The sequence below is a fragment of the Larkinella sp. VNQ87 genome (assembly GCF_049445795.1).
Lineage (GTDB): Bacteria > Bacteroidota > Bacteroidia > Cytophagales > Spirosomataceae > Larkinella.
This window is the reverse complement of record NZ_JBMSDT010000020.1, coordinates 13,447-38,158: the sequence shown is the minus strand read 5'-3', so window position 1 is coordinate 38,158 and position 24,712 is coordinate 13,447. Positions and strand designations below refer to the sequence as shown.

The 24,712-nt window shown below is 55.0% G+C and carries 16 protein-coding genes and 1 pseudogene; 7 read left to right on the top strand and 10 right to left on the bottom strand.

The window, feature by feature from the left end; genetic code table 11:
• Nucleotides 1-92 precede the first annotated feature (92 nt).
• Nucleotides 93-2,441, bottom strand: a complete 2,349-nt coding sequence (locus ACO2Q8_RS26955) for an ABC transporter permease (protein ID WP_423348003.1) — start codon at nucleotides 2,439-2,441, stop codon at nucleotides 93-95.
• Nucleotides 2,442-2,606: 165 nt separating this feature from the next.
• Complete coding sequence (locus ACO2Q8_RS26950; protein WP_423348002.1) at nucleotides 2,607-3,638, bottom strand: OmpA family protein; 1,032 nt, start codon at nucleotides 3,636-3,638, stop codon at nucleotides 2,607-2,609.
• Nucleotides 3,639-3,857: 219 nt separating this feature from the next.
• On the opposite strand from ACO2Q8_RS26950, the gene ACO2Q8_RS26945 reads away from it, so the two are divergent.
• Nucleotides 3,858-4,757, top strand: coding sequence for a sugar phosphate isomerase/epimerase family protein (locus tag ACO2Q8_RS26945; RefSeq protein WP_423348001.1), 900 nt, complete (start codon nucleotides 3,858-3,860; stop codon nucleotides 4,755-4,757).
• Nucleotides 4,758-4,846: 89 nt separating this feature from the next.
• On the opposite strand, the gene ACO2Q8_RS26940 is transcribed toward ACO2Q8_RS26945, so the two are convergent.
• The 3 genes and pseudogenes from ACO2Q8_RS26940 to ACO2Q8_RS26930 all read right to left on the bottom strand — a co-directional run bounded on the left by ACO2Q8_RS26940 (nucleotide 4,847) and on the right by ACO2Q8_RS26930 (nucleotide 9,800).
• Nucleotides 4,847-6,376: an FtsX-like permease family protein gene (locus ACO2Q8_RS26940; RefSeq protein ID WP_423348049.1), complete on the bottom strand. Its 1,530-nt coding sequence runs from the start codon at nucleotides 6,374-6,376 to the stop codon at nucleotides 4,847-4,849.
• Nucleotides 6,377-6,508: 132 nt separating this feature from the next.
• Nucleotides 6,509-7,225, bottom strand: a pseudogene (locus ACO2Q8_RS26935) (ABC transporter permease); the annotation flags it as partial.
• Between the two features lie 199 nt (nucleotides 7,226-7,424).
• Complete coding sequence (locus tag ACO2Q8_RS26930; protein ID WP_423348000.1) at nucleotides 7,425-9,800, bottom strand: ABC transporter permease; 2,376 nt, start codon at nucleotides 9,798-9,800, stop codon at nucleotides 7,425-7,427.
• A 462-nt stretch (nucleotides 9,801-10,262) separates the two neighbouring features.
• Between ACO2Q8_RS26930 and ACO2Q8_RS26925 the strand changes: the two genes are divergently transcribed.
• Nucleotides 10,263-11,558: a M20/M25/M40 family metallo-hydrolase gene (locus tag ACO2Q8_RS26925; protein ID WP_423347999.1), complete on the top strand. Its 1,296-nt coding sequence runs from the start codon at nucleotides 10,263-10,265 to the stop codon at nucleotides 11,556-11,558.
• Nucleotides 11,559-11,713: 155 nt separating this feature from the next.
• The gene (gene nhaD / locus ACO2Q8_RS26920) at nucleotides 11,714-13,009 is read left to right on the top strand and encodes a sodium:proton antiporter NhaD (protein WP_423347998.1); all 1,296 of its coding nucleotides are present in this window, start codon (nucleotides 11,714-11,716) and stop codon (nucleotides 13,007-13,009) included.
• 87 nt (nucleotides 13,010-13,096) lie between these two features.
• Here nhaD and ACO2Q8_RS26915 read toward each other — a convergent pair whose 3' ends face one another.
• Nucleotides 13,097-14,425 carry an OmpA family protein gene (locus tag ACO2Q8_RS26915; RefSeq protein WP_423347997.1) on the bottom strand — a complete coding sequence of 443 codons (1,329 nt, stop codon included), beginning with the start codon at nucleotides 14,423-14,425 and terminating at the stop codon, nucleotides 13,097-13,099.
• Nucleotides 14,426-14,673: 248 nt separating this feature from the next.
• On the opposite strand from ACO2Q8_RS26915, the gene ACO2Q8_RS26910 reads away from it, so the two are divergent.
• Nucleotides 14,674-16,281 (top strand): histidine kinase, encoded by a 1,608-nt coding sequence (locus ACO2Q8_RS26910; protein WP_423347996.1) that lies wholly within the window; start codon nucleotides 14,674-14,676, stop codon nucleotides 16,279-16,281.
• Nucleotides 16,278-17,033 (top strand): LytR/AlgR family response regulator transcription factor, encoded by a 756-nt coding sequence (locus tag ACO2Q8_RS26905; protein WP_423347995.1) that lies wholly within the window; start codon nucleotides 16,278-16,280, stop codon nucleotides 17,031-17,033. The genes ACO2Q8_RS26910 and ACO2Q8_RS26905 overlap by 4 nt, the downstream gene beginning before the upstream one ends.
• Nucleotides 17,034-17,165: 132 nt before the next feature.
• Here ACO2Q8_RS26905 and ACO2Q8_RS26900 read toward each other — a convergent pair whose 3' ends face one another.
• Nucleotides 17,166-17,762 carry a hypothetical protein gene (locus ACO2Q8_RS26900; RefSeq protein ID WP_423347994.1) on the bottom strand — a complete coding sequence of 199 codons (597 nt, stop codon included), beginning with the start codon at nucleotides 17,760-17,762 and terminating at the stop codon, nucleotides 17,166-17,168.
• Between the two features lie 132 nt (nucleotides 17,763-17,894).
• Complete coding sequence (locus ACO2Q8_RS26895) at nucleotides 17,895-20,249, bottom strand: ABC transporter permease (protein WP_423347993.1); 2,355 nt, start codon at nucleotides 20,247-20,249, stop codon at nucleotides 17,895-17,897.
• A gap of 43 nt (nucleotides 20,250-20,292) precedes the next feature.
• Here ACO2Q8_RS26895 and ACO2Q8_RS26890 point away from each other — a divergent pair, with 43 nt between their 5' ends.
• Together ACO2Q8_RS26890 and ACO2Q8_RS26885 are read left to right on the top strand one after the other, a co-directional pair.
• A complete protein-coding gene (locus tag ACO2Q8_RS26890; RefSeq protein ID WP_423347992.1) occupies nucleotides 20,293-20,763 on the top strand; it encodes a Uma2 family endonuclease in 471 nt (156 codons plus the stop codon).
• Nucleotides 20,764-20,803: 40 nt separating this feature from the next.
• Entirely contained in the window at nucleotides 20,804-21,271 is a 468-nt protein-coding gene (locus tag ACO2Q8_RS26885) for a Uma2 family endonuclease (protein ID WP_423347991.1), read from the top strand.
• A 115-nt stretch (nucleotides 21,272-21,386) separates the two neighbouring features.
• Here the strand turns inward: ACO2Q8_RS26885 and ACO2Q8_RS26880 are convergent, their stop codons facing one another.
• Nucleotides 21,387-23,792, bottom strand: coding sequence for an ABC transporter permease (locus ACO2Q8_RS26880; protein ID WP_423347990.1), 2,406 nt, complete (start codon nucleotides 23,790-23,792; stop codon nucleotides 21,387-21,389).
• 204 nt (nucleotides 23,793-23,996) lie between these two features.
• On the bottom strand, nucleotides 23,997-24,644 hold the full coding sequence (locus ACO2Q8_RS26875; protein WP_423347989.1) for a TetR/AcrR family transcriptional regulator: 648 nt from the start codon (nucleotides 24,642-24,644) through the stop codon (nucleotides 23,997-23,999).
• Between the last annotated feature and the right edge of the window lie 68 nt (nucleotides 24,645-24,712).

Genomic DNA, 24,712 nt, shown 5'->3' with positions numbered 1-24,712 from the left:
TGGGATTACGCGGATTAAAGGATTAAGAGGATGGCTACCGCAATCTTTTATATCCTCTTAATCTTTTAATCCGCGTAATCCCAGTTCAAGAATTATTCCGAGCGCAGCGAGGTCACCGGATTGGTTAAAGCCGCTTTGATGGATTGATAACTTACCGTCAGGAAGGCGATCAGGACCGCCAAACCGCCCGCCGTGGCAAACAGCCACCACGACAAATCCACGCTGTACCGGAACGTGCCGAGCCATTTCGTCAGCGCCCACTGCGCCAGCGGAGACGCCAGCACCAGCGCCACCAGCACCAGCTTCAGGAAATCTTTCGAAATCAGCGACACCAGGCTACCGACCGATGCGCCCAGCACTTTCCGGACGCCGATCTCCTTCCGCCGTTGTTCGGCCGTGAAAGCCGCTAGCGCAAACAACCCCAGACATGAGATCAGAATCGCTAAGGCTCCAAAGGAATTGATCAACGTAAAGACCTGTTGTTCAATGCGATACAACCGCTCGTAAGCTTCATCCAGAAAATGGTACTCAAACGGATAGTCGGGATTAAACTGCCTGGATAGCTGTTGCAATTCGTCGATGGCTTCGGCGGTTTTGCCCGGTTCGGTCCGGACCAGCAAGTAGCTGGAGTTGGTCGGAATCAGCGTCAGCACGAGGGGCGTGATGGGGCTGTGCAACGATTGCAGGTGGAAGTCTTTCATCACGCCGATGATCGGGCCTTTGCCCATCCAGAACCCGACCTGTTGACCGACCGGATTTTTCATCCCCATCATCCGGACAGCCGCTTCGTTGACGATGTAGGAAGCCGAATCGGCTTTGCGGTCTGGGGAAAAATCCCGCCCAGCGACCAGCTTGATATTCATCGTTTTGATGAAATCGTAACCCACCGACATCGTTGAGACGTTGGAATCGTGGTGCGGTTTCTGGCCGGGCCAGGTCAGGTCGCCGGAGGTCGATTCGATGTTCATCGGCAATTTCATCGTTACCGTGGCCGACGCCACCGACGGCGTCCGGATCAGTTCCTGCCGGAAGGCTTCCATGCGGTTGTAGGTATCGCCTTCGAGCGGCACGTAGAGCACGTTTTCGCGGTCGAGGCCCAGGTTTTTGGTCCGGATGTAGTCCATCTGACGCGCGACGGTGAGCATACCGATGATCAGGAAAATCGACAGTGTAAACTGAAAGATCACCAGCGTCCGGCGGAACAGAGTCGCGCCGGGGCCAAATTTGAGGGTTCCTTTCAAAATACGGATAGGTTGCAGGGCCGACAGAAACAGGGCCGGATAGCTCCCCGAAATCAGGCCGGTGAGTAGGACAAGTCCCAGCGTCCCGGCCCACAAACCCGGGTCCGCCAGGTCCAGTTCGAGTTGCTTCCCGAAGGTGGTGTTAAAACCGGGCAACACCAGGCTGACCAGCACGAGCGCCAGCAAAACCGCCAGCCCACTCGTCAGCACCGACTCGCTCATGAACTGCCCGATCAGCGACGACCGCAGTGCCCCAACGACCTTCCGAACGCCCACCTCTTTTGCCCGCATTGCCGAGCGGGCCGTGGCCAGATTCATGAAGTTGACGCAGGCAATGAGCAGCATAAACAGGGCCACCAGGGCAAAAATCCGGACGTATTCAATCCGTCCGCCCACGGCTTTCCCGTCTTCGTACTTGCCGTAGAGGTACACGTCCTTCATCGGCTGGAGCGTCAGCGTCGGCACTTCTTTCCAGTCGGTATTGCGCCGGTACACGTCTTTCATATTGGCCTCCGCTTTGGCCGGATCGGCCTTCGCATCCAGCCGAATGAATGTCATGAAGGAGAAATTTCCCCACTGTTTCTTCCAGTCCTCTTCCTGCACGTCGTAATTGATGAGCCAGTCGAACCGCAGGCTGGAGGTACGGGGAATATCTTCGAGCACCGCGCCAACAGTATAATAAGTCGTGTTGTTGAATTGAAGCCGCTTCCCAACGGCGTTGACGGTACCAAAAAATTTCTCGGCAACTTTCCGGGTGATGATGATCTGATCCAGCTGGGTAGTTGCCATCAGCGGACTGCCCGCCAGAACCGGGAAATCGAAAACCAGAAAAAAGTCTTTTGTCGCATAAAAACCGGTTTCCTTCGTCGATTTATCGCCTACTTTCACCAGTTTTTCCTCCGGAAACTGCACCTTGGTGGCGTAGCGCACCTCCGGGATATCCCGTTTCAGCACTTCTGCCATCGGGCCGGGCGTCAGCGTGCCGGTCTGGATTTTGCCGTCGTGTACCGTACTCGTCCGGACAAAAAACACTTCGTCGAGGTTCGGCAAAAACCGGTTATAACTGAGTTCGTCTTTTACCCACAGGCCAATCAGCAGACTACACGACATGCCCAGGGCTAACCCAAAAATGTTGATGAACGAAAAAAGTTTGTTTTTCTGCAAACTCCGCCAGGCAATTTTGAGGTAATTCCGCAGCATACATTCAGAAGTTAAAAAGCGATGTTACATCTTCTTCCAAATGATATACCAGAAAACCTAATCAATTCATTTTAAATAGTTTAACTAAAGACGCATCAAATAATTTGTCCGCAAACGGACGTTTCTTCGGCCATTTGCGGACAGATAAGTCGATAAAGAATCGATCTATTTGACGAAAAACTCCACCCGACGGTTTTTTGCCCGGTTTACTTCGGTGGTATTGTCGGTCAGAGGTCGGGTGCCGCCGTAGCCCTTGGTTTCGATCCGCTCGCTCTGGATTCCTTTCCGGATCAGATACGTCTCGATGACTTTAGCCCGGTTTTCGGACAAAGCCAGGTTCAGGCGCGGATCGCCCACGTTGTCGGTATGCCCGCCGATCTCGATGCGCAGGGTCGGATGCTGCACCAGCGCCCGCGCCAGCCGGTCGAGTTCGGCATACGATTCGGGCAATAGCCTGTATTCGCTCTGCTCGAAAAAAACATGATTCAGCACCAGTTTGTCGCCGGTTTTCAGGTTCTCGAAAGGTTCGGGCGCTCTTGTCGGGGCTACCACACTCGCAACCGTAGGTTCTTTCCTGGGTGAAACCGGCGGTTCCTGCGCAACGACCGGACGCGGTTTTGGCTTGACCGGTTTGGCGACCACTTTGGCCACGACCGGTTTCGGAGGCTGATAAGTGGGCGGAAAATAAGAACCCGCGTCAGGAACGGTATAGGCAGTCTGTTTGGGCGGCATCCAGACCAGCCGGATGCTGCCGCCGTGCCGGTCGTTGAAATAATCAACCCGCAAGTCATAATACTGCCCGGCTTTTAGGCTAATCTCGCCCTGAAACGTCTTTGAATCGTTGAGGCTCCAGACGTCGATGACTTTTTTACCGTTTACCCAAAGGCGAATCCCATCGTCGACCATCGCTCCAAACTTGTAGACGCCGGTGGTGGGTGCGTACAACTTGCCCGTCCAGCGGATCGAATAATACGAATGCCCGATGCCCGGACCGGGGCTTCCGCCCCATTCCCAGTCGAAATCGATCTGCGCGTCAGTTCGCGTAAAAACTTTGCGCTGAAAATTGGTCCCGTCGTAATACTCACCTTTCAATCCTCGTCCGGCGGGCTTCTGAACGACGCCGTTTTTCTGCTGACCGACAGCCGTTTGCGCCAGCAACAACCCCACTGTACACCCCAGTATACCTCTCACGCTCATGGCTCATCAACGGTTTCGTGTGTAGTATGTGAAAGATACAAAAAATGGCGTGTTTCCTACAAGCTGGCACCCGCAATCAGTCCCGTCAGCGGTTTTCAAAAGGGTTACAGCCGCCAACCGGACAAGAAAAATGAGTCATTAACCTGATTTTATAGTAGAAATCCAGTATCTCATTACTTCCAGAATCAAGTATCAACCCACTTGGCACGCCTTGAACCCATGACCTCCCGCAGAACTTTTCTTCAAACCACCCTCAGCCTGGCCAGCGCTTCCGTACTCGGTTTTTCGGTTCCGAAGGCCAATCCACGACTTGCTTTTTCGACGCTGGGTTGCCCGAAATGGCCGTTGCCGCAGATCATCAAAACCGCCCGAACGGAAGGCTACGAAGCCATCGAAATCCGGGGCATCGAAGGTGAATTGTTCCTGCCGAAATGCCCGGCATTGAGTACGCCAACCCGGATTGCCGAAACCCGTGCCCAATTCGAAGACAATAAGCTGAAAGTTTGCAACCTGGGCGCGTCGACGGCGCTGCACTTCATGGATTCGACCAAACGCCGGAAAAACCTGGACGAAGCCCGGCAGTTCATCGACCTGGCCCAGCAGCTTGCGTGCCCCTACGTTCGGGTGTTTCCCAACGATTTACCCAAAGATCAGGACCGCGAGCAAACCATCAACCTCATCAGCGACGGCTTGCTGGAACTGGCCCGACACGCGAAGGACGCTAACGTAACGGTCTTGCTCGAATCGCACGGGGAAGTGATCTGGAAAGACGTGCTGCTGCGAATCATGAAACAGGCTGAACATCCCAATGTGGGCCTGATCTGGGACATTTTCAACATGTGGTCCGTCACGAAAGAACCGCCCACCGAGGTGTACCAGACCCTGAAAAAATACATCCGCCATGCCCATATCAAAGACGGCCGGATGGTGAACGGAAAACCACAGTACACCTTCGTCGGCCAGGGGGAAGCGCCCCTCCGGGAAGCCATCGACGCGCTCAAAAAAGGCGGTTATTCCGGGTATTACAGCCTGGAATGGGAAAAAATGTGGCACCCCGAACTCCCCGAACCCGAACTCGCCTTCGCCGACTATCCCAAAGCGATTCAGAAATACTTTTAAAGAATGATGAATTATGAGTTATGAGTTATGCTGCGGCTGGTGAATGCGTCAGCCAACCGCCGGGCGGCCCCGTCTTAACTCATCACTCTTTATTCCGAGCGCAGCGAGGTCACCGGGTTGGTCAGGGCGGCTTTGATGCTTTGGAAAGAAACCGTCAGCAGGGCGATCAGAAGGGCCAGGCAACCGGAAGCAACGAACACCCAGACCGTCAGGCTGATGCGGTAATCGAATTGTTGCAACCAGTCGTTCAGGAAGTAAGCCGCCAGGGGCGACGCCAGCAGGCAGGCAATCAGCACCAGTCCGACAAACTCGCGGGAAAGCAAACCCCACAAGCTCGCCACGCTCGCGCCCAACACCTTGCGAATCCCGATTTCCTTCGTCCGTTGCTCGGCCAGCGAGGCCGCCAGCCCAAACAGGCCCAGACAGGCAATAAAAATGGCTAAAACCGCAAATACCCCCGCCAGTTTCCCGACCAGTTCCTCCTGTTTGAACTTGCGGTTGTACTCATCATTGACAAACTGATAATCAAACGGATACGCCGGGTTGAATTTTTGAAATATTGGCTGAATTCCGGCCAGGGCTTCGGCAGTCGTCCGGTTCGAGGCCAGCCGGAAAAGCACGAAGCTTTCGACCGACCGGCTCGCCAGCAGCATCAGGGGATTCACCGGTGCATACGGCGACTCGATGATCGAGTTTCCGACCACCCCCACCACCCGCAGTTTGCGGCCGGGGTCCCAGACCAGGCTCAGCTCCTCGTTCAGCGGTTCTTTCAGGCGCATGGCCCGAACGGCCGCTTCGTTCAGAATAACCGACAGCGAATCGGCGCCGTTGGGGTTAAAATTCCGACCACTTTTCAGCTTGATCCCCATCGTTTCGAGGTAATCAGGCGTAGCGGCAATCAGGTTGAGTCGCATGATTTCGTCGGGGGCTTTCCCCGACCAGTTCACCCGCGTATCGCTCGTAATCCGGGTCGCCGAACTGGAAGCCGTGCTTACCTTCTCGACCAGGCCCGACCGCAGCAGTTCATTCCGGACGGCCTCGTAATTTCGCGCCAGATCGCTGGTCATCGAAACCGTCACCAGCCGATTTGGGTTGTAGCCCATCGATCGGTTTTTTACGTATTGAATTTGCTGATAAACCAGCAAGGCACTGATGATGAAGGCGATACAGGCCGTAAACTGCGTCACCACCAGCGCTTTGCGCGGCCAGTTGGCCCTCCGCCCCACCTGAATCCGTCCTTTCAGCACCCGCACTGGATTAAAGCCCGACAGGTAAAAGGCCGGATAACTCCCCGCCAGTAAACCGGTGATGAGCGTAAACCCAAGGGCCAGCAACCAGAAACCGGGCAGTTGCCCCGGAAAGCTTAATTGTTTTTGAGTTAGATTGTTGAAAACCGGCAGCAAAAGCAGCACCAACCCCAGCGACAGGATGAACGCCAGCCCGGCAATGAGCAGCGATTCACTCAAAAACTGGCCGATGAGTTGCGACCGCACCGAGCCCACCGCCTTCCGGACGCCTACTTCCTTGGCCCGCTTCTCCGACCGCGCCGTCGCCAGGTTCATGAAGTTGATGCAGGCAATCAGCAAAACCGCCAGGCCGACAATGGCAAATAGTCGCACGTACCGGATAAAACCGCCCGTATTCTGCCCGTTCCGAAACTCGCCGTACAAGTGCCACCGACTCACCGGATGCAGAAAAGCTTCAAAAATCGACTCCGGATTGTGCCGTTTGATAAGGCCTTTTAACTTACGATCAACGGCCGCCGGGCTGGCATTTGGATGCAGTTCGACCAGGTAATCAATCAGGTTGTTGTTCCAGTCGGTTTTAGTGCTCTGCATCCAGGGCGCATTGGCTTCGAGATGCCGGAACGGCACCAGAAAATCAAAATCCCAGGCAGTATTGGTTGGCAATTTCTGCAACACCCCACTGACTTTCAGATCAAATTGCGCATCGAGCCGCACCACTTTACCGACCGGATCAGCTTCGCCGAAAAGCGCCCGGGCGGTTTGTTCGGTCAGTACAATGGAGTTGAGGTCTTTCAGGGCCGACGGCCAGGCTCCGGTCCGCATCGGCAACCGCAACATCGTCAGGAACTCCTCGCCCACGTTCTGCCCCTTCAGGATCAGCTTTTTCTCACCCACCTGAAGCGCGTTACCTGTCCGCATAATCGCGGGAATGGTCTCGGCCACGCGTTTGATTTCCGGCACCTCGGTGCGGAGCACATCGCCCAGCGGCAAGGCTCCATTCGCCTGGGTGGTGGTTTCACCATTGGCGGTCCGGTTCAGCATAATCCGGTACAGATTCGATTCGTTTTCGTAAAACCGGTCAAACGTGAGCTCATCCCAGACCCAGAGGCCGATCAGCGTAGCCACGGCCATCCCGACGGCCAGGCCCAGAATGTTGATGACGCTAAACCCCTTGTTTTTCCGCAGGTTACGCCAGGCGATTTTCAGGTAATTTTGCAGCATGGTTGTCCGTCCTTGTTTGCAACGAAGGTACAGACAACCCGAAAAACCGGCCCGTTAAAAAAAGTTAAGTTTATCGTACCCACGGACTTTAGTCCGTGTGAGCCTGAATGATCTGTTTGTGAGTACCAACTTCAGGGTGACTCTAGCTCACACGGACTAAAGTCCGTGGGTACGGGCGCGTCAGCCAACTCTTAACTCTTCATTCCGACCGCAGCGAGGTCACCGGATTGGTCAGGGCGGCTTTGATGCTTTGGAACGAGATGGTCAGCAGCGCCACCAGCGCGGCCAGGCCCCCCGCCAGCGCAAACACCCACCACTCCAGACTGATCTTGTACGGGAAGTTTTCCAGCCAGCGCTGGGTCGCATACCAGGCCACCGGGGCCGCCACCAGAAAGGCCACCAGCACCAGCACCATGAAGTCTTTCGATAGCAACTGCACAATGCTGCCCACCGACGCGCCCAGCACTTTCCGGACGCCGATCTCTTTGGTGCGCTGCTCGGTCATGTAAGTAGCCAGTCCGAATAGGCCCAGACAGGCAATGAAAATCGCCAGCAGCGAGGCCGTGACAAAGATTTTGCCGTATTGTTGCTCGGCCTGGTATTGTTTGTCGTAGTTTTCGTCCACAAAAAAGAACTCGAACGGATTACCCGGATAGGTGGCTTTGTACAGCCGTTCCAGTTCTGCCATCCGGTTTTGAATCTGGTCGGTGCCCAGCTCCACCGTCAGCCAGTTGCCGCCGGTTTGGGGCAGAAAAATGATCGACGAAATAGCTTCCCGCAACGACTGGTGGTGGTAGTCTTTCACGACGCCGACCACCTCGAACGGTTTGCCCCAGTTGACCATCTTTCCGATCGCTTCGGTGGCCGACGCAAAGCCCAGTTCGCGGGCGGCTTTCTCATTCAGAACCAGTTTGTTGTTTTTATCCCAACCGGCGTCCGCTTCGCCTTTCGTGAAATTTCGGCCAGCCGCCAGCGCAATGCCGTAAGTCGTCAGAAACCGGTGGTCGATGAAACCCATTGCATACACTTTTTTATCGTCGCCAACTTGCGGGTTCGGCCGGGTGATGCCGTTCGTCGTGAAATTGTAGTAGTTGCCCGGCACGGTACCCGAACTGCAAAAGCTTTTGATGTACGGCAGATTCGCCAACTGGTTTTCAAAAACCGCCGTCCGCGCCCTGTACGAGTCGTCTTTGCCCACTTCCGGCCCATGAATTACCAGCCGCTGTTCCAGCCGCACGCCCAGATTCTGGTTTTGCATAAACTGCAATTGGCGATACAACACAAACGTACTGATAATCAGCACCACCGACACACCGAACTGAAATACCACCAGCGCTTTCCGCAGCGAACCACCCCGGGCGCTGGTGCCGAAATTACCTTTCAAAATGGATTGCAGTTGAAATGAGGTCAAGGCAAAAGCCGTGTAACCGCCCGATGCCAGCGCCCCGAACAGGAACAGCCCAAGCCCCGGAAGCCAGAAGTTTCCGGAGGTCAGCGCATTCAACGATAAGTCTTTCCCGATGAGGGTATTAAAAACCGGCTGGAGCATGTTGATCAGCAACAGGGCCAATCCAAAGCCGAGCGCATTCAGCAGCAGCGACTCACCCAGAAACTGCCCGATCAGTTGCCCCTGCCCCGCACCGACGACCTTTCGAACACCCACTTCCTTGGCTCGTTTCAAGGCGCCTGCCGTCGACAAATTGATGTAATTGAACCAGGCAATCACCAGAATCAGGCCCGCAATGCCGCCCAGCAGGTAGATAAAGCCCAGGTTGCCCTCCGTCGGATACGGATCGCTCAGCGACGCAGCCAGGTGCAGGTTCGTGGCCGGTTGCAGCAGCATCCGGTTTTCGTCTTCGGGCCGGAGTTTCTTTTTCAGTTGGTCGAATTTCTGCTCCAAAGCGCCCACATCCGTGCCTTCCTTCAACTGTACGAGGGTCGTCAGGTAAGCGCCATCGAAGCTGTCGAGCCGCGCCCAGTCGTTGCCGTTCAGGTTGGCCGGATTCGCCAGCGTTTGCAGTGCAAACACCATCCCAAACCGCATGTCCGAATTTTGGGGCATATCAGCATACACCGCCGAAACCGTGTAGGGCGTGGCACCAAATTGGTTATTCATGATCAGCACCCGACCGAGGGCCTTACTTTCACCGAAATATTTCCGGGCGTACGATTCGGAGATAGCCACGGTGTTGGGCCGCGTCAGCGCGGTGGCAGCATCGCCCTGCAACAGCGGGAATGTAAACAACGTGAAGTAACTCGCGTCGGCGTAGGCAATGGCGGTTTCCCGGAACGCTTTGGGAGACCGGCGGTTTTCGCCGTCGTTGCTGGACACGATGCCCGAAATCGAACTATCCACAATCCGGCAGAAATCGCCCACTTCGGCAAACGCCTGCTTCATCAGGGGCGCCACGGCGGGCGGCATATCCGACCAGACCTTCCCGGTTTTGTTCTGCCACACCATTCGGTACAGCGTCGGGAGGTTTTTATGAAAGCCATTGACGCTTTTTTCAAAACCGATGTACTCCAGAATCAACACAAAAGCGGTAATGCCCAGCGCCAGGCCAGCAATATTCACCCCGGAAAAAACCTTGTTTTTTCTAAGATTTCGAAAGGCGATTTTGAAGTAATTCTTGAACATACGGTTTTTGCGATCTTGAGATGTTACTTTTTAGAGCCCAAATGATATACCAAAATCAACAGATTGCTGTCTATCAATTAGTTGCAAAACAAAACTACGCCATCTGTCCGCAATCGGACGTCTTTTTGCTCCGCTTTCGGACAATTCCCCGGCGACGTATAGAGGTTAATTTTTGTCTCGTATAGACAAGGCAAAAGCTATCTGAACTTTCAATCCTTTCGCTTTTACCCCCAACCCCCTAAAGGGCTTTTGAAATCCGGATGTTGCAGCCCGGCACCGGCCGCCCGGCCTTTAGGGGGTTGGGGGTAACCACGAAAATCCTATCCGATTAAAGCGTCAATCTTCCGGGTTAAAATCATTATTTTTAGCCTTCGTCCCAAACTCTCTTCATCAAAATCTATGACGCATTTTTCCCGATCAGCGGTTTTTATCGTCTTAGCGACGTTTTTCTCCCTTTCTATTCTCCACGCTCAGGAAGCGGTTCCGGTCGACAAACGGTATACCGATGAAATCAAAGCGCTGGCCAACCGCCCGGCGGTGAAGGCGGCTTTTCAAACTTTTCTGGACCTCGAACCGCAGACCAAACAGGATCTGATTACGCTCACCGAAACGCCCGCTCCACCGTTCAAGGAAGAACAAAAAGCCCGGAAATATGCCGCCATGCTGAAAGAAGCCGGAGCGGATTCGGTCTGGATTGACGACATCGGCAACGTCATTGCTAAACGAAAAGGACGCTCAGGCCGCCGAACCGTGGTAGTGGAAGGCCACCTCGACACGGTTTTCCCGGAAGGCACCGATGTGAAAGTCCGGCAGCGGGGCGACACGCTCTACGCGCCGGGTGTGGGCGACGACACGCGGGGGCTGGTCGCGATCCTGACGGTTTTGCGCGGGCTGGAAAAAAACCGGATCGAAACCGAGGCCGATGTCTGGTTTGTCGGCACTGTGGGCGAAGAAGGCCTGGGCGATCTGCGCGGCATGAAGCACCTGTTCAAAACGCACGGTTCCAAAATCAGCGCCTGCATTTCCGTCGACGGCGACGGCATCAGCGAGATTGTACACCGGGGGCTGGGGTCGTACCGCTACCGGATTACGTTCAAAGGGCCGGGCGGGCATTCGTACGGCGCGTTCGGGATCGTCAACCCGCACCATGCGCTGGGCAAAGCCATCACCTATTTTTCGACCGAAGCCGACAAATTTACCCGGCAAGGCATCAAAACCACCTACAGTGTCAGCGTCATTGGCGGAGGCACGTCGGTCAACGCCATTCCGTTTGAGTCGTGGATGGAAATTGACATGCGTTCGGAAAGTCCCGAACGGCTGAAGGGCATCGACCAGTTGCTGAAAACCGCCTTGCAGCGGGCCTTGCAGGAGGAAAATAGCCTGAAACGCAGCGGCCCCGACCTGACCGTGGAGATCAAAAAAATCGGCGACCGGCCGTCCGGCAACATCGAGCCGACGGTTCCGCTGGTGCAACGGGCGATGGCGGTTTCGGGTTTTCTGGGTGCCAGACCCCGGCTGGAGGTCTCGTCGACCAACGCTAACACGCCCATTTCGCTGGGCGTTCCGGCCGTCACCATCGGCAGCGGGGGCATCGGCGGCAATGTTCACTCCCTGAACGAATGGTGGCTGAATGACAAAGGCTACCTGGGTCTCCAAAACGTCCTGCTCGTACTCCTGGCCGAAGCGGGGAAGTGAGCAGGGGGCAGAGGGGTAAGGGCAGAGGGTAAATTGTAGTTATGCAGTTACCCTCTGCCCCCTGCCCCCTGCATTCTAAGCAGAATCTAATCAGGACGTTTGACCCATTTGTCGGGTTTGGCGTACCTTTGACGCTGATTTTGTTGACCTGAATTATGACTACACTGATAATTATTGTTTTTGTGGTGGGGTATACCCTCATCACCCTGGAGCATCCGATTCGGTTGAATAAAACCGCTACGGCCCTGATCACAGGGGTACTCTGCTGGACCATTTATATTGTGTCGGTGGAAGACACCGAACACGTCCTGGAAGAACTGGGCCATCACCTGACCGATACCGCCCAAATTCTGTTCTTTCTGATGGGGGCCATGACCATTGTGGAGTTGATCGACATTCACGACGGTTTTTCGATTATCACCGACCGCATTGCCAGCCGCAACGCCCGGGTGCTGCTCTGGCTGATCTGCGGCCTGACGTTTTTCCTGTCGGCCATGCTCGACAACCTGGCGTCGGCCATCGTCATGGTGTCGGTGACGCGTAAACTCGTGCGCAACCCGGAACACCGGAAACTGATGGCCGGGATGATCATCATTGCTGCCAACGCGGGCGGGGCGTGGTCGCCCATCGGCGACGTGACCACCACCATGCTCTGGATTGGCGGGCAAGTGACAACGACCAACATTATTTCCATGCTGTTTTTGCCCAGCCTGGTTTGCCTCCTGATTCCGCTGGTCTGGCTGACGTTTACGATCAAACCGGAAATGGAAACCGAAGTTTCGACCGCCGACCGGGGCATCAGCCGCCCGTACATCAACCCACTGCAACGCCGGGACCGGCGCACGATGTTTGCCGCCGGGCTGACGGCCATTCTGATGGTGCCGGTTTTCAAAACCATCACGCATTTGCCGCCGTACATGGCGATGATGCTGGCACTGGGCGTGGTTTGGGCGGTTTCCGAAATCATTCACTCCGATAAGGACGAAGAGCACCGCTACAAATACACGGCGGCTTATGCCCTGAGCAAGATCGATGTGCCAAGCATCCTGTTTTTCCTCGGGATTCTGCTGGCCGTCGGGACACTGGAAGCCACGGAGGTTCTGAGTACCGTAGCCCGCTCACTCGATGAAGCCGTTGGCGATCTGGACATCATCGTACTGATCATCGGCGTGGCCTCGGCCATTGTCGATAACGTACCGATTGTGGCCGCGGCCATGGGCATGTACGACATGACAACCTACCCGCCGGATGCCAAATTGTGGGAGTTTCTGGCCTATTGTGCCGGTACGGGCGGTAGTTTGCTGGTCATTGGGTCGGCGGCCGGGGTGGCCGTCATGGGCATGGAAAAACTCGAATTCGGCTGGTACCTCCGGCGCATTAGCGGCCTGGCTTTAATAGGATATATTGCCGGTGCGCTAACGTATTTCGCCGTTTACGGGCTGACGCACTAAATGAAAGAGTGAAAGAGCGAAAGAGTGAAAGAGCGGTTCGATTTTCGCTCTTTCGCTCTTTCACTCAATACATAAACCGGTCCGCGTTTACAACTTCACGAACTCGACACGCCGGTTGTTGGCCTTGCCCTGGGCGGTGGTGTTGGGTTCGGAGGGTTGCGCTTCGCCCCTGCCGTCGGTTTCCATCCGGGCCGCATCGATGCCAAATTCTGCGCTCAGGGCGGTTTTGACCGCAGCCGCCCGCTTTTTCGATAAAGCCAGGTTGCTCGCTTCGTCGCCGTCGGAATCGGTGTGGCCGATGATTCGGACCCGCACGGCTGCATTGTCGGCCAGTACCGATGCGATTTCTTTGAGGGTTCCGTACGATTCGGGCTTGATTCTGTCCGAATTGACATCGAACAAAATGCCCCGGGTCACCAGCTTGCCTTCCGTGATGAGTTTGGACCGGGTGTCGGGCGCGCCCACAGCCACCCGGAGGTTTGCCAGCGCATAGCCCATCGCGCCCGGGTTGTAGATCAGCGATTCGAGCAGAAACACGTACCGGACAGACGGTTCAAATGCCCGGGGAATGTCCCAGAGTTTTTTTTCGTTCAGATACACCCGCAGCCGGGTTTTCTGCCGCCAGATCGAAAGCCGGGCTTTTCGGCTCACGTCCATCGACCACTGGGCAATTCCACTGATCGAATTGGCCGATTTTTCGTTGCCGTCTGCATCCAGACAGGCATAGTTGCTGCTGCCGGTCCCCGTTGGGTTCAGGCCGACAAACACCGAACTGGCCCGCTCGGGATCGAGCAAATTCTTCTGGCTCGGCACAAAACTGATGCCCAGCTTTTCGTTGCTGGGTCCGGTCTCTCCGGTAATGGCCAGATCCATTTCGATGGTGAAGTTTTCGGGCAGTTCTTTCAGGAATTCGGGGTAAAAAGAACCGCTGTTGGTCAGGTTGAGCCATTTGTCAGCGGTTCCCTCAATTGTGATCACTTCGCCCGATGCGTTGGTATTCCATTTGGCCGGAAAATCACCAACGGCATCCTGGCTAAAATCCTCCATCACAATCACTTTTTCGCCCGGAACAAAATCAAATTTACTGTACGATTTGAGCGAAACCGGCCCATTGGCCCGGCCAACCGCTTCGGTCGCTGGCCTGGCTTCGGTGTCGACCGGTTCACCGGATTCGGCCGCTTCTTCCGTTCCGGTTGCGGCCGGTTTTTCCTTTTTCGGTTTCTTTTTAAAAATGTTTCCAATCCCTTCTTCGACCTTGTCCAGCCCCCGGTTGACGCCCTGGTCAACCCGGCTGTTGACGCGCCCTTCCACACTGCGTTCGGCCGTTCGCTGCGGGTTCTCGACGCGAATCTGAGCCAGGGCAAGCTGACTTCTCATCAGCAAAAAACTCAGGCTACACAGGAGATATGTTTTCATGACATCGTTGATTAGCAGTTGATCGATTCGTAAGGCAAAATTTCCGTTTTTGGCGAAAACCGCCTGACTGCGTTAACCAGCCCCCGGTTTGAGTTTACCAACACCGTGTCTGAGTCTATCCCTGAGGATACGGAAGACCCAGGCTTATTGACCCGCACAACCTGTTGATTTACTCAAAAACCGGATTGACCGACTGCCGCTTTCCCGATTGGGCCAATTTGCGTAACATTGAAGAAAATCAATCTGGTATGGGGCAGACGGTTTACATTCTCGGGCAAGGTGGGCTGCCGGTGGTTCTGACACCTGCCGACCTGATCGAATTTCAGTACCGCACCTGGCTGCAGGGCGCGCTGTTTTTCTTTCTGGTTTTTGTCGGCTTGCTCTACAGTCGGTACCGGCAAGCCATCTACCGGCAGTATTTCCTGTACGTTCTGGCCGGTTTTCTCTACAGCTTGCTCAAAACCCGTTCCTACACGCCGGTCGGGCAATGGCTCGATGCCTGGTCGGTGCCGGGCAACCAACTTCTGGAAGCGGTTCTGTGGGCCGGGATGAGCGCCTACCTCTTTTTCCTGGTCGAACTGCTCGATCTGCCCCGTCATCATCCGTCGGCCAGTCGCTGGCTGAGTCGTCTGAGCTGGGGACTGCTCGCTTACGGCATCTGGCACGCGACGGTCATGGTGGTGTACCCGAACCCGGTTTTTCAGCAGCTTACATTCTGGGCGATTCGATTGGTGATGGTACCGCTGCACCTGGTGCTGCTTGTCTGGATGAGCCGTTCGGTGCGCTCCCCACTCACGCGGTATGTGCTGCTGGGGAACGCCCTATTGGCGGGGGTGGGCATTCTGGCCTGGCTACGGGCGGGCGAAGTGATTCTGAAAGGGACGAAACTACCCGGCTCGGTCGATGACCTGATGACGATTTCGTTCGGGGTGTTGCTCGAAATTCTGGTTTTCGCGCTGGCGCTGGCCCGGCGGATTCAGTTGCTGGTGCAGGAACGCGACGAAAGCCAGCGGGCGTATATTGCGCAGTTGGAAGAAAACCGGCGGCTGACTACGGAGGCCAATGCTGAACTGGAAGCGAAAGTAGAGCAAAAAAGGACCGAGATTCTGGATGCCCGGTTGCTGCTCGAAGCCCAGCGCGAAAAGCAGTTGCGGATGACGTTCGAGAAACGGCTGGCCGAGTACGAAATGCTGGCTTTGCGGAGCCAGATGAACCCGCATTTTGTGTTCAACAGCCTGAATTCCATCGAATACTTTGTATTGAAAGGGCAGGATAAGGAAGCCCAGCGCTACCTGTCGCGGTTTTCTCGGCTACTGCGGCTCATTCTGAATCATTCCAAGGAAGAAACCATCTTGCTCGCCGACGAACTGGAAGCCCTCCAACTGTACCTCGACATTGAAGCCTCGCGCTTTGACGGAGCGTTTAGCCATACCCTCGAAGTTGACAGCCAGATCGACACCCGCAGCATCGAAATACCGCCCCTGCTGCTCCAGCCCTTTGCCGAAAACGCAATCTGGCACGGACTCATGCCCAGTCAACAGCCCGAAAAGCGGCTACACGTCCGGATTCTGCCCGGCCCCGGCCAGTCGATTGTGTTTGAGGTGGAAGACAACGGCATCGGCCGCCGGAAAGCCGCCGAGTTGAAAAGCCGGTCGGCGGTTCGGCGCAAATCGTACGGCATGGAAATCACGCGCCAGCGCGTCGAATTGTTCAACCAGCATTACCCGTCGCAGATTGCCATTCAGGTGCTTGATTTGCAAACCGACACCCAGACCGGCACGCTGGTCAGGATGCTGTACCAGCCCGAAGCCGTCCACCAGCCGGTTTATCCGCAACCCATTTCCGAACAGCCATGAAAGTCATTCTGGTCGACGACGAAAAACACGCCACCGAATTGCTGGAACTGAAGCTTCGGCAGGTCAATCCGGCCGTTCAGGTGCTGGCCAAGTTCAATCAGCCCGAAGCCGCGCTGGAGTTCATGCGCGTCACGGCCTTCGACCTGCTGTTTCTAGACATCGAAATGCCCCGCATGAACGGCTTTGACCTGCTCGAACAGTTTGCCGAATTTCATTTCGATGTCATTTTCACGACCGCCTACGACCAGTACGCCATCCGGGCGTTCCGGTTCAGCGCCCTGAACTACTTATTGAAACCCATTCGGGAGGAGGAGCTTCAGCAGGCCCTGACCGGCTGGCAGCAGCGGCAAACCAAGCAATTGCAACGTACGCAGATGTCACTCTTTCAGGAACAGTTGCACCCGACGCCTTCCCTGAAAACCCGGCTGGCCCTGCCCACGCAGGAAGGCTACGAAATTCTGGAAGTGAACGACATCATCCGCTGCATGGCCGACGCGAGTTACACCCATTTTTTTCTGACCAACGGCCAGACATTGCTCATTTGCCGGACGCTCAAGGAAGTTGAACAGGCGCTGGAACCGAGCGGTTTTGTCCGGGTACACCACTCTCACCTCATCAACCCGGCCTACGTCCGGAAAATCGTGCGGCAGGAAGGCGGTTATCTGGTCATGTCCGACCAGGCTCAGGTCCCCGTCACGAAGCCCAAACGCGACTGGCTTATCGAGCGGTTCAGTACCATCGAACGAAGTTGAGATTTAATCGTCTCTATCCTGTTCCAGGACCAGAAACAGGTCAACGTTACCGAAGGGATTGTCAATGATCCTGAAACGGGTATCCAACTCCCGCTGGCCGAAATTTTTGAAGCGTAAGCGCTAAGTCCGATCTTACTTCCGGGCGTTCGACAGGCCCAGGCTGCGCTCGGTATCGGCAATGAGCCGCTGTTTTTCGGCTTCCGATTTCCCGGCCAGGTTGAGGGTTCGCTCGAAGATGTGTTCCTCGCCGTCGACCTTGTATTCATATTTAAGTTTCACGCGGTTATTTTCCCGGTCTTCGATCACGGTTTTGGTATACGGTGTGCCGTCCGGCGCAACGATCACGTTTTTCGGCAAACTGGTATCTTCGTTTTTCGGCCGGCTGGCGGTTCCCCGGCTGTTCACAACGGCCACTTCCCCGGACTCAAAACGCGGAGGCCGGGTGCTGCGCATCGCACCGGGGGCTTTGGGCGGGCGGGGTGGACTGACCACCACATGTACGCCCAGAGAATCCTGAATGTGGCTGATGAGGTAATCTTTTTCCTCCTTGCTCATGCCGGTCGCGTCGAACTCCTCGTCGTAGTGGATTTCCCGGTTGGGTTGTTCGACATCGATCTTGATCCGGACCGTCTTGCCATTATCACTGATGCTGCGGCTGATCGACGAGCGTTCCTGCCCAACGGCCGCGAGGCTGATTCCCAGAAGTGCGAGCGTAAGTGTTGTTTTCATGGGGTTGTGTTTACTGTTATACGTCCTGAACCATCTGAACTTGGATTACACGGATTAAAGGATTAACAGGATATAAAAAATGCTGATTGCGGTAGCCATCCTAGTTAATCCTTTAATCGGCGTAATCCCAGTTCAAGACTCTTTCAAACTCTTCACCGGGTTCGCCAACGCGGCTTTGACGGATTGAAACGACACGGTCAAAAGCGCTGTCAAAACGGCCAAACCGCCTGCCAACGCAAAAACCCATCCTTCCAACCCCACACGATATGCGAAATCCTGCAGCCAGCGATCCAGCGCAAACCAGGCGACCGGTGCAGCAATGAAAATGGCAATGAGAACTAACTTGAGAAAATCTTTGGAGAGCAATACCACCACGTTAACGACGGACGCCCCTAAAATCTTGCGTATTCCAATCTCTTTTGTTCGCCGTTCGGCCGAGAAGGTCGCCAGGCCAAATAGACCCAGGCAGGACACCAGGATGGTCAGCAGGGCAAAGCTATTAAAAATAATCGTCATTACGCGGTCTTTATCATATTGTTTTTCAACCGATTCGTTCAGAAACGAATAGTCGAACGGATAGGCTGGGTAATGATGCTGCCAGATAGCTTTGACCACGGGCAAATGCTCCGGTTTTACCCGGATCAGCACACTGCTGACCGGGATAGTGTTGTAGACCAAAATCAGCGGTTCGACCAGGTTGTGCAACGAACGGTAATGAAAATTTTTCACCACGCCGACGACTTTTCCCTTGTGATTGAACCCTTCAATGGCCTGGCCGATCGGATTCTTCCAACCGGCCATTTTCACGAAGGCTTCATTGACCAGAAAGTTGCCCTTCCGATCGGCTTCGGATTGCGCCGACAGGTTCCGGCCGGTTTTTAGCTTCATGTCCAGCAGCGGCAGAAACTGATCATCCACAAACAGAAAGTTACTCATCAGCTCCCGTTTCTGTCCGTTGTTCCGGAACGTGGTCGACGCCATCGGCAACAAACCGCTGATGGGTAAACCCGAGCCCACCGTTACGCCCCCGATTTCAATGCGGTTTCTCAAGCTGTTGGCAAACGCCTGCGCCCCCGCCCGGGCCGTCGAATCGTCGGGCAGATTGACGGTTAACGTATGGTCTTTCGTAAATCCAAGATCATGGTTTTGCAGAAAATTCATTTGTTGCCGCACCACCAGCACACCCGCCAGCATGCCCACCGCCAGCACAAACTGAAAAACAATGACGGTTTTGCGCAGCCACAGTCCTGTTCCGTAACTCCCCAAACGCCCTTTCAGCACCTCGACGGGTCGGTAATTGGCGAGTACCAATGCCGGATAAAGCCCGCCCAACAAGCCGACGATCAACCAGGTCAGGGCCAGCAGCGGCCCGGTTTTCGTCCAGTCGGGGTGCAACTGAATCGTCAGCAGTTCGTTGAAAAACGGAACCGCCACCAGCATGCCCAGCCCCGCTCCCATCAGCGCCAGCCCGCTTAGCAGCACCGATTCGAACAGAAACTGGCCTATGAGCTGGCTCCGCAGTGCTCCGTTGGCTTTCCGGACGCCCACCTCCCGCGCCCGTTCCGTGGCTTTGGCCGTCACCAGGTTGACGTAGTTGAGCAGGGCAATCGCCAGCACAAAAACCGCCAGAAACCCAAACAGATAACCGTATTGCTTGTTGCCCTTCGGCGTGTCGGCCATTTTGCCCGGGGTGTAATGGACGGTTTTCAGCAATTCCGCCGGGAAGCTGATCGAGTAGCCTTCAGCACCCATTTTCTTCAGTTCCGGGTTGGCGTATTTTTGGGCAATCTGTGCCAGCTTCCGGCCAAAATCCGCCAGATTGGTCGTTTGCCGGAACAGCACATACGTGTAGCACGGAAAATCGTCTTCCACCCACGACCGCTCGCCCGTATACTCTTTGCCCACCAGACCGCTGATCGGCAGGTCGGTATTGCTCGGCAGGTCGGCCATGACGCCCGTAATCTGGTAAGTCTGCCGGTTCAGTTCGATGGTTTTCCCGACCACCTCGTTCGTTCCGAAATACTTTTGCGCCAGCCGCTCTGTCAGCACCAGGCTGTTCGGTCGGGCCAGGGCCTGCGCCGGATCGCCCACCAGCAGCGGATACGAAAAAACAGCGAACACATCCCGGTCGGCGTAATACAGATCGGTTTCGTTCAGCAGCATGTCCCGGTGGCGTACCACGGCGGCAAAGGGCAACAACCGCACGGCGGTTTCGACCTCCGGATAATCCTGCTTCAACACCGTTGCGAGCAAAATGGGGCTGGAGGCAATCGACAACGGCGCTTCGGGCGTTTTCATCTCCGTCGTCACCCGCACGATCCGGTCGGCGTTGGCGTGAAAACCGTCGTACGAAAATTCGTGTTCGACGTACAGGGCCATCAACAGACAGGCCGCCAGCCCGACGGCCAGCCCGCCGACGTTCAGGCTCGTGTACAGGGCGTTGCGCCGGAGTTGCCGCAGGGCGATTTTGAGATAATTGCTCAGCATGTGCGTTGTTTTTTGGTTATATTTGATAAAAACTCAATCCGCTATGGAAACGACTGTTGCGCTGTCCACCGAACTTGAAGACGAAAAAATGTCGAGTTACAATCATTCTGTCCTGCAAAGCCGCCTGGCTTTTTTGCTGCTGCTGGCCTACCGCTCGCAATACAGCATCCTCACCGAACTGGATTTTGAATTTGCGTCGGGCAAAACCCGCCCCGATTTGTCTATTTTACCCAAACGTCCGACCAACTGGCTGAACGACGAGATCGTGGTTCAGGATGTGCCGTTGACTACCATCGAAATTCTATCGCCCTCCCAACCCCTGGATTCCCTGATTGAGCGTGTTTATCAAAAACATTTTCCGGCGGGGGTTAAAACCGTCTGGATCGTGTCGCCCGCGCTGCAACTCGTTACCATTTTTCTTCCTAACCGCCAGCACATCAATGTCACGGAAGGCAACGTTACCGACCCCGTCACCGGCATTCAGGTCAGCCTGGCCGAGATTTTCGAGGGGTAAGAACGGTTTTTCAGTATTTTTGACAAAAACTCAATCCGCTATGGAAACGACCCAACAGGATGTCTTCGACGAGTTCCAGACGGAAGATGTGATGTCTTACAACCACGCCAAGCTTACATATCGGCTTGCTAAAAGTCTCAGTCAGTACGACGAACAATTCGATATCTTGCCGGAGCTGGAGTTTGACCTTTCCCACGGTCGGGCCAAACCGGATGTGGCGGTTTGTCTGCCCGGCAAAGCCAACTGGCTCAAAGATGTCATCCGGCTTACCACGCCACCGTTGATCGCGATTGAAATTTTGTCCCCCCGCCAGGCGTTGTCTGACCTCACGGATAATGCACTGGACGTTTACTTTCCGTCGGGCGTGCCGACGGTCTGGGTCATCATTCCTCAGTTCAGGCAGGTAACCGTATTGACACCAGGTCATCAGGAAGTCTACACGGACGGTGTCGTCGATGATGTAAAAACCGGGATTCAACTTCATCTCTCTGCCTTGTTTAAGGAATAGCTTTTCGAGGAGCATGCGCATGGGGCAGAGGGGTAAGGGCAGAGGGCTTGGGGTACTTCGCAGGAATAGAATGCGTCAGCCACCCTCTGCCCTTACCCCTCTGCCCCAAGCTCCCTCACTCCGTCCGCAAGCTTTTCACCGGATTGACCAGAGCCGCCCGGATGGATTGGTACGAAACCGTCGCCAGCGCGACCAAAACCGCCAGACCACCCGCCAGCGCAAACATCCACCATTCGATACTGATCTTGTAGGCAAACTCCTGCAACCACTGATTCATGGCGTATCCGGCAATCGGCGAGGCAATGACCAGCCCAATTACAACCAGTTTCAGGAAGTCTTTGGAAAGCAACGCCACGATGCTGGCGACCGATGCGCCCAGCACTTTCCGAACGCCGATTTCTTTCGTCCGCTGCACCACCACCAACGACACCAGCCCGTATAAACCGAGTCCGCAAATCAGGATGGCAATGCCGGCAAATGTATTGACCAGCCGGAAAATCAGGTTCTCGGTTTCGTAAAATTGCGCCAGTTGATCGTCCAGAAATTCATATTCAAATACGGCATCGGGATAAATCTTCTCCCAGACTTTCCGAATGCGCTGAACGGTCTGCACGGGATTAGGACCCGAAATCCGGACACCGACTCGCTCAAACATGGTAAAATAACTGGCAATGAAACAAGGCGCTATTTCGTCGCGCAACGACCGCAAATGAAAATCTTTGACTACCCCCACAATCGGCAGCGCAACCGGTGACAGATAATACTGCATTTTGCGACCCAGTACCTGCTGCGGATCACGGATGTTCATTTTCCGCATCAGAGCCTCGTTAATTAAATATTCCCGAATGGTGTCGCTTTCGGACAGATTCCGTCCCGCAACAAGCTGTAAACCATAGGTCTTGAGATAATCGGCGTCGGCCAGCCGCTCCCGGATCGGAAATGGCTCCCACTCGGCTTTGTCGCCCAGCTTGAATGAACCTCCGTTCATAATCAGGGCAGAGGGCGGACGGTGGCTGGCACTGACGGATTTGATTTCGGGATACTGAAGCAGTTCATTCTTTAACAGTTCCCGCGACGCTTTTTGCGAAGTGGGCAGATTCACCACCACGACATTGTCTTTTCGGAAACCCACATCGGCGTTTTGAATATACCGAACCTGCGTCGCTACGACCAGCGAACCGATAATCAGGGCCTGGCAAATCACGAACTGCATGATGAGCAACGACTGGCGAACGGTGTAGCCACTCCCTGATCGGGTCGTTAGTTTTCCTTTCAAAGCCGCCCAGGGGCTGAAACGGGATAAAACCGCAGCCGGATAGCCACCCGCCAACAGAATGACGACCCCCATCAGCAAGGTAATAAAGCCGAGCGTCGGGCCGTCCGGACGCAGCGATAAGCTGATGTTGACCCATTGATTGAAAACCGGCAGACTCAACCCGGCGATCAGAAGGGCCATACCGCTGGCAGTCAACACAATCAGCGCAGTTTCGAGCAGAAACTGCCGGACCAGTTGTGCCCGGGTGCTGCCGAGTGTTTTGCGAATACCCACTTCTTTGCTCCGCCGTAATGCCTGGGCCGTCGCCAGGTTGATGAAATTGATGCAGGCCGTCAGCACCATAAACACCCCAACCAAGCCCAGCGCCCAGAGCAGCGAAGGCCGGATGGCTGTGGCCCCCGTCGCAATCCGCCGAACGTCAAAGTGGACATTCTGAAGCGGTTGAAAATGAAATTGAATGAAGCGGGCATCTTTCCCGAACTGTTTTTTCGACAAAGCAGGCATAGCCGCTTCCATTTGTGTCACCAGTTCCGGATCTTTCAGCGTGCAGAAAAGCCGGTAGTTGCTGTTGAGTTGCCACCAGGAGGTCAGGTCGAACTCCGGGTCCATTTCCTTGAGTGTCGCCATGGAAATAAACAGGTGAACATCCACGTCGGTGGTTCGGGGCGGATCGGCCAGCAGACCGGTGATTTTGATGTTGACTGTATGATTCAGGTTCAGCGTCTGGCCGATCGGGTCGGCTTCCCCAAAGTATTTTCGGGCCCAGGATTCGCTAATCACCGCGCTGTTTGGCTCACGAAGGGCGGTTTTCGAATTACCCCGTAACCACTGATAATCCAGAATGTCAAACAATTCGGGCTCGGCCAGGCCGGTTCCTGTGTGTTCCTGAAAGCGAGTGGGGACCGGTTGCCCCGGTTTTTGAAAGCTGACCAGCAACTCCCGGTTCAGGATCAGAAAAGCCGCCTGCTCGATCTGCGGATATTGCGTCCGAAGCGTCTGGGCCATCGGCAACGGCGCTTCGGGATAATATTCGACCGAACCGTCGTCGAGGTGCATGTCCGTCACGACCCGAAAAATCCGGTCGAATTGGGTGTGGTGCCGGTCGGTGCTGAGGTGATAGCGGATGAACAAAAACAGCAACAACCCGCCCGCCATCCCGACGGATAGTCCCAGAATATTCAACAGCGTGTAGCTTCGTTGCGCGGTTAAGTTCCGCCAGGCTATTTTGAAGTAGTTCTGCAACATGGTTTCCGTCGGCTACTGGTTTCGCCAAAGGTACTCCGCTTCGGTTTCAGAACCGCTCCCCGCCTGATAAGCAGGGCGTTAAAAAATGTTAAACCGTCCTGAACCGGGATTACACGGATTAAAAGATTGACTAGGATATAAAAAGATGATTGCGGTAGCCATCCTAGTTAATCCTTGAATCCGCGTAATCCGAGTTCAAGACAGTTAATCCCTGAATCCGCGTAATCCAGGTTCAAGACCATTCGCTCCGGCCCATACTTCCAGCCCTTTTTCAGTAAACATCGGGACCAGTGAAGCCTGAAAAACGGCCAGATAATGATTGATCTTCCCGGTTTCCGGCCCTTCGTACAACACGTCGGCGCTCGACAGCCAGAAATCGCCAATGATGAATACCTGCTCCAGAAAGTGTTCGTCAAAACCGGGATATGGTTCCGGCCGGTACCAGCCATTGGCCCGCATCTGGGCCAGGAAAAACCGGAAGACGGTCTTCCGCCGACCGATCAATTCCCGGTGCCGACCGGCCAAAACCGGTATCCGGCGCATGATGCCCGCAAAGTCCCGCAGCAAAAACCGGTAGTCGTACAACAGCTCAAAACTCTGCCGACTCAGCGCCACCAGCAACTCCATCGTAACCGTCGACAAAACCGCCAGGGCATCAATACCCGTGTTCAGCCGGACGACCAGTTCGTCATACAGCCGTTCAATGATCACTTCTGTATTTGGAAAATGGTAACAGAGGTTGCCGTGACTCATGCCCAGTTCGGCGGCAATTGTCCGTACAGTAACCGCATCCACCCCCTGCTCATTGAACACCTGCAAAGCCCTCGCTAAAATTCGCTCCTTTGTAGTCATAAAATATTTAGAACAAATGTACTAATCCAAAAATCACCTAGTACATTTGTTCTAAAACTAATGAACTA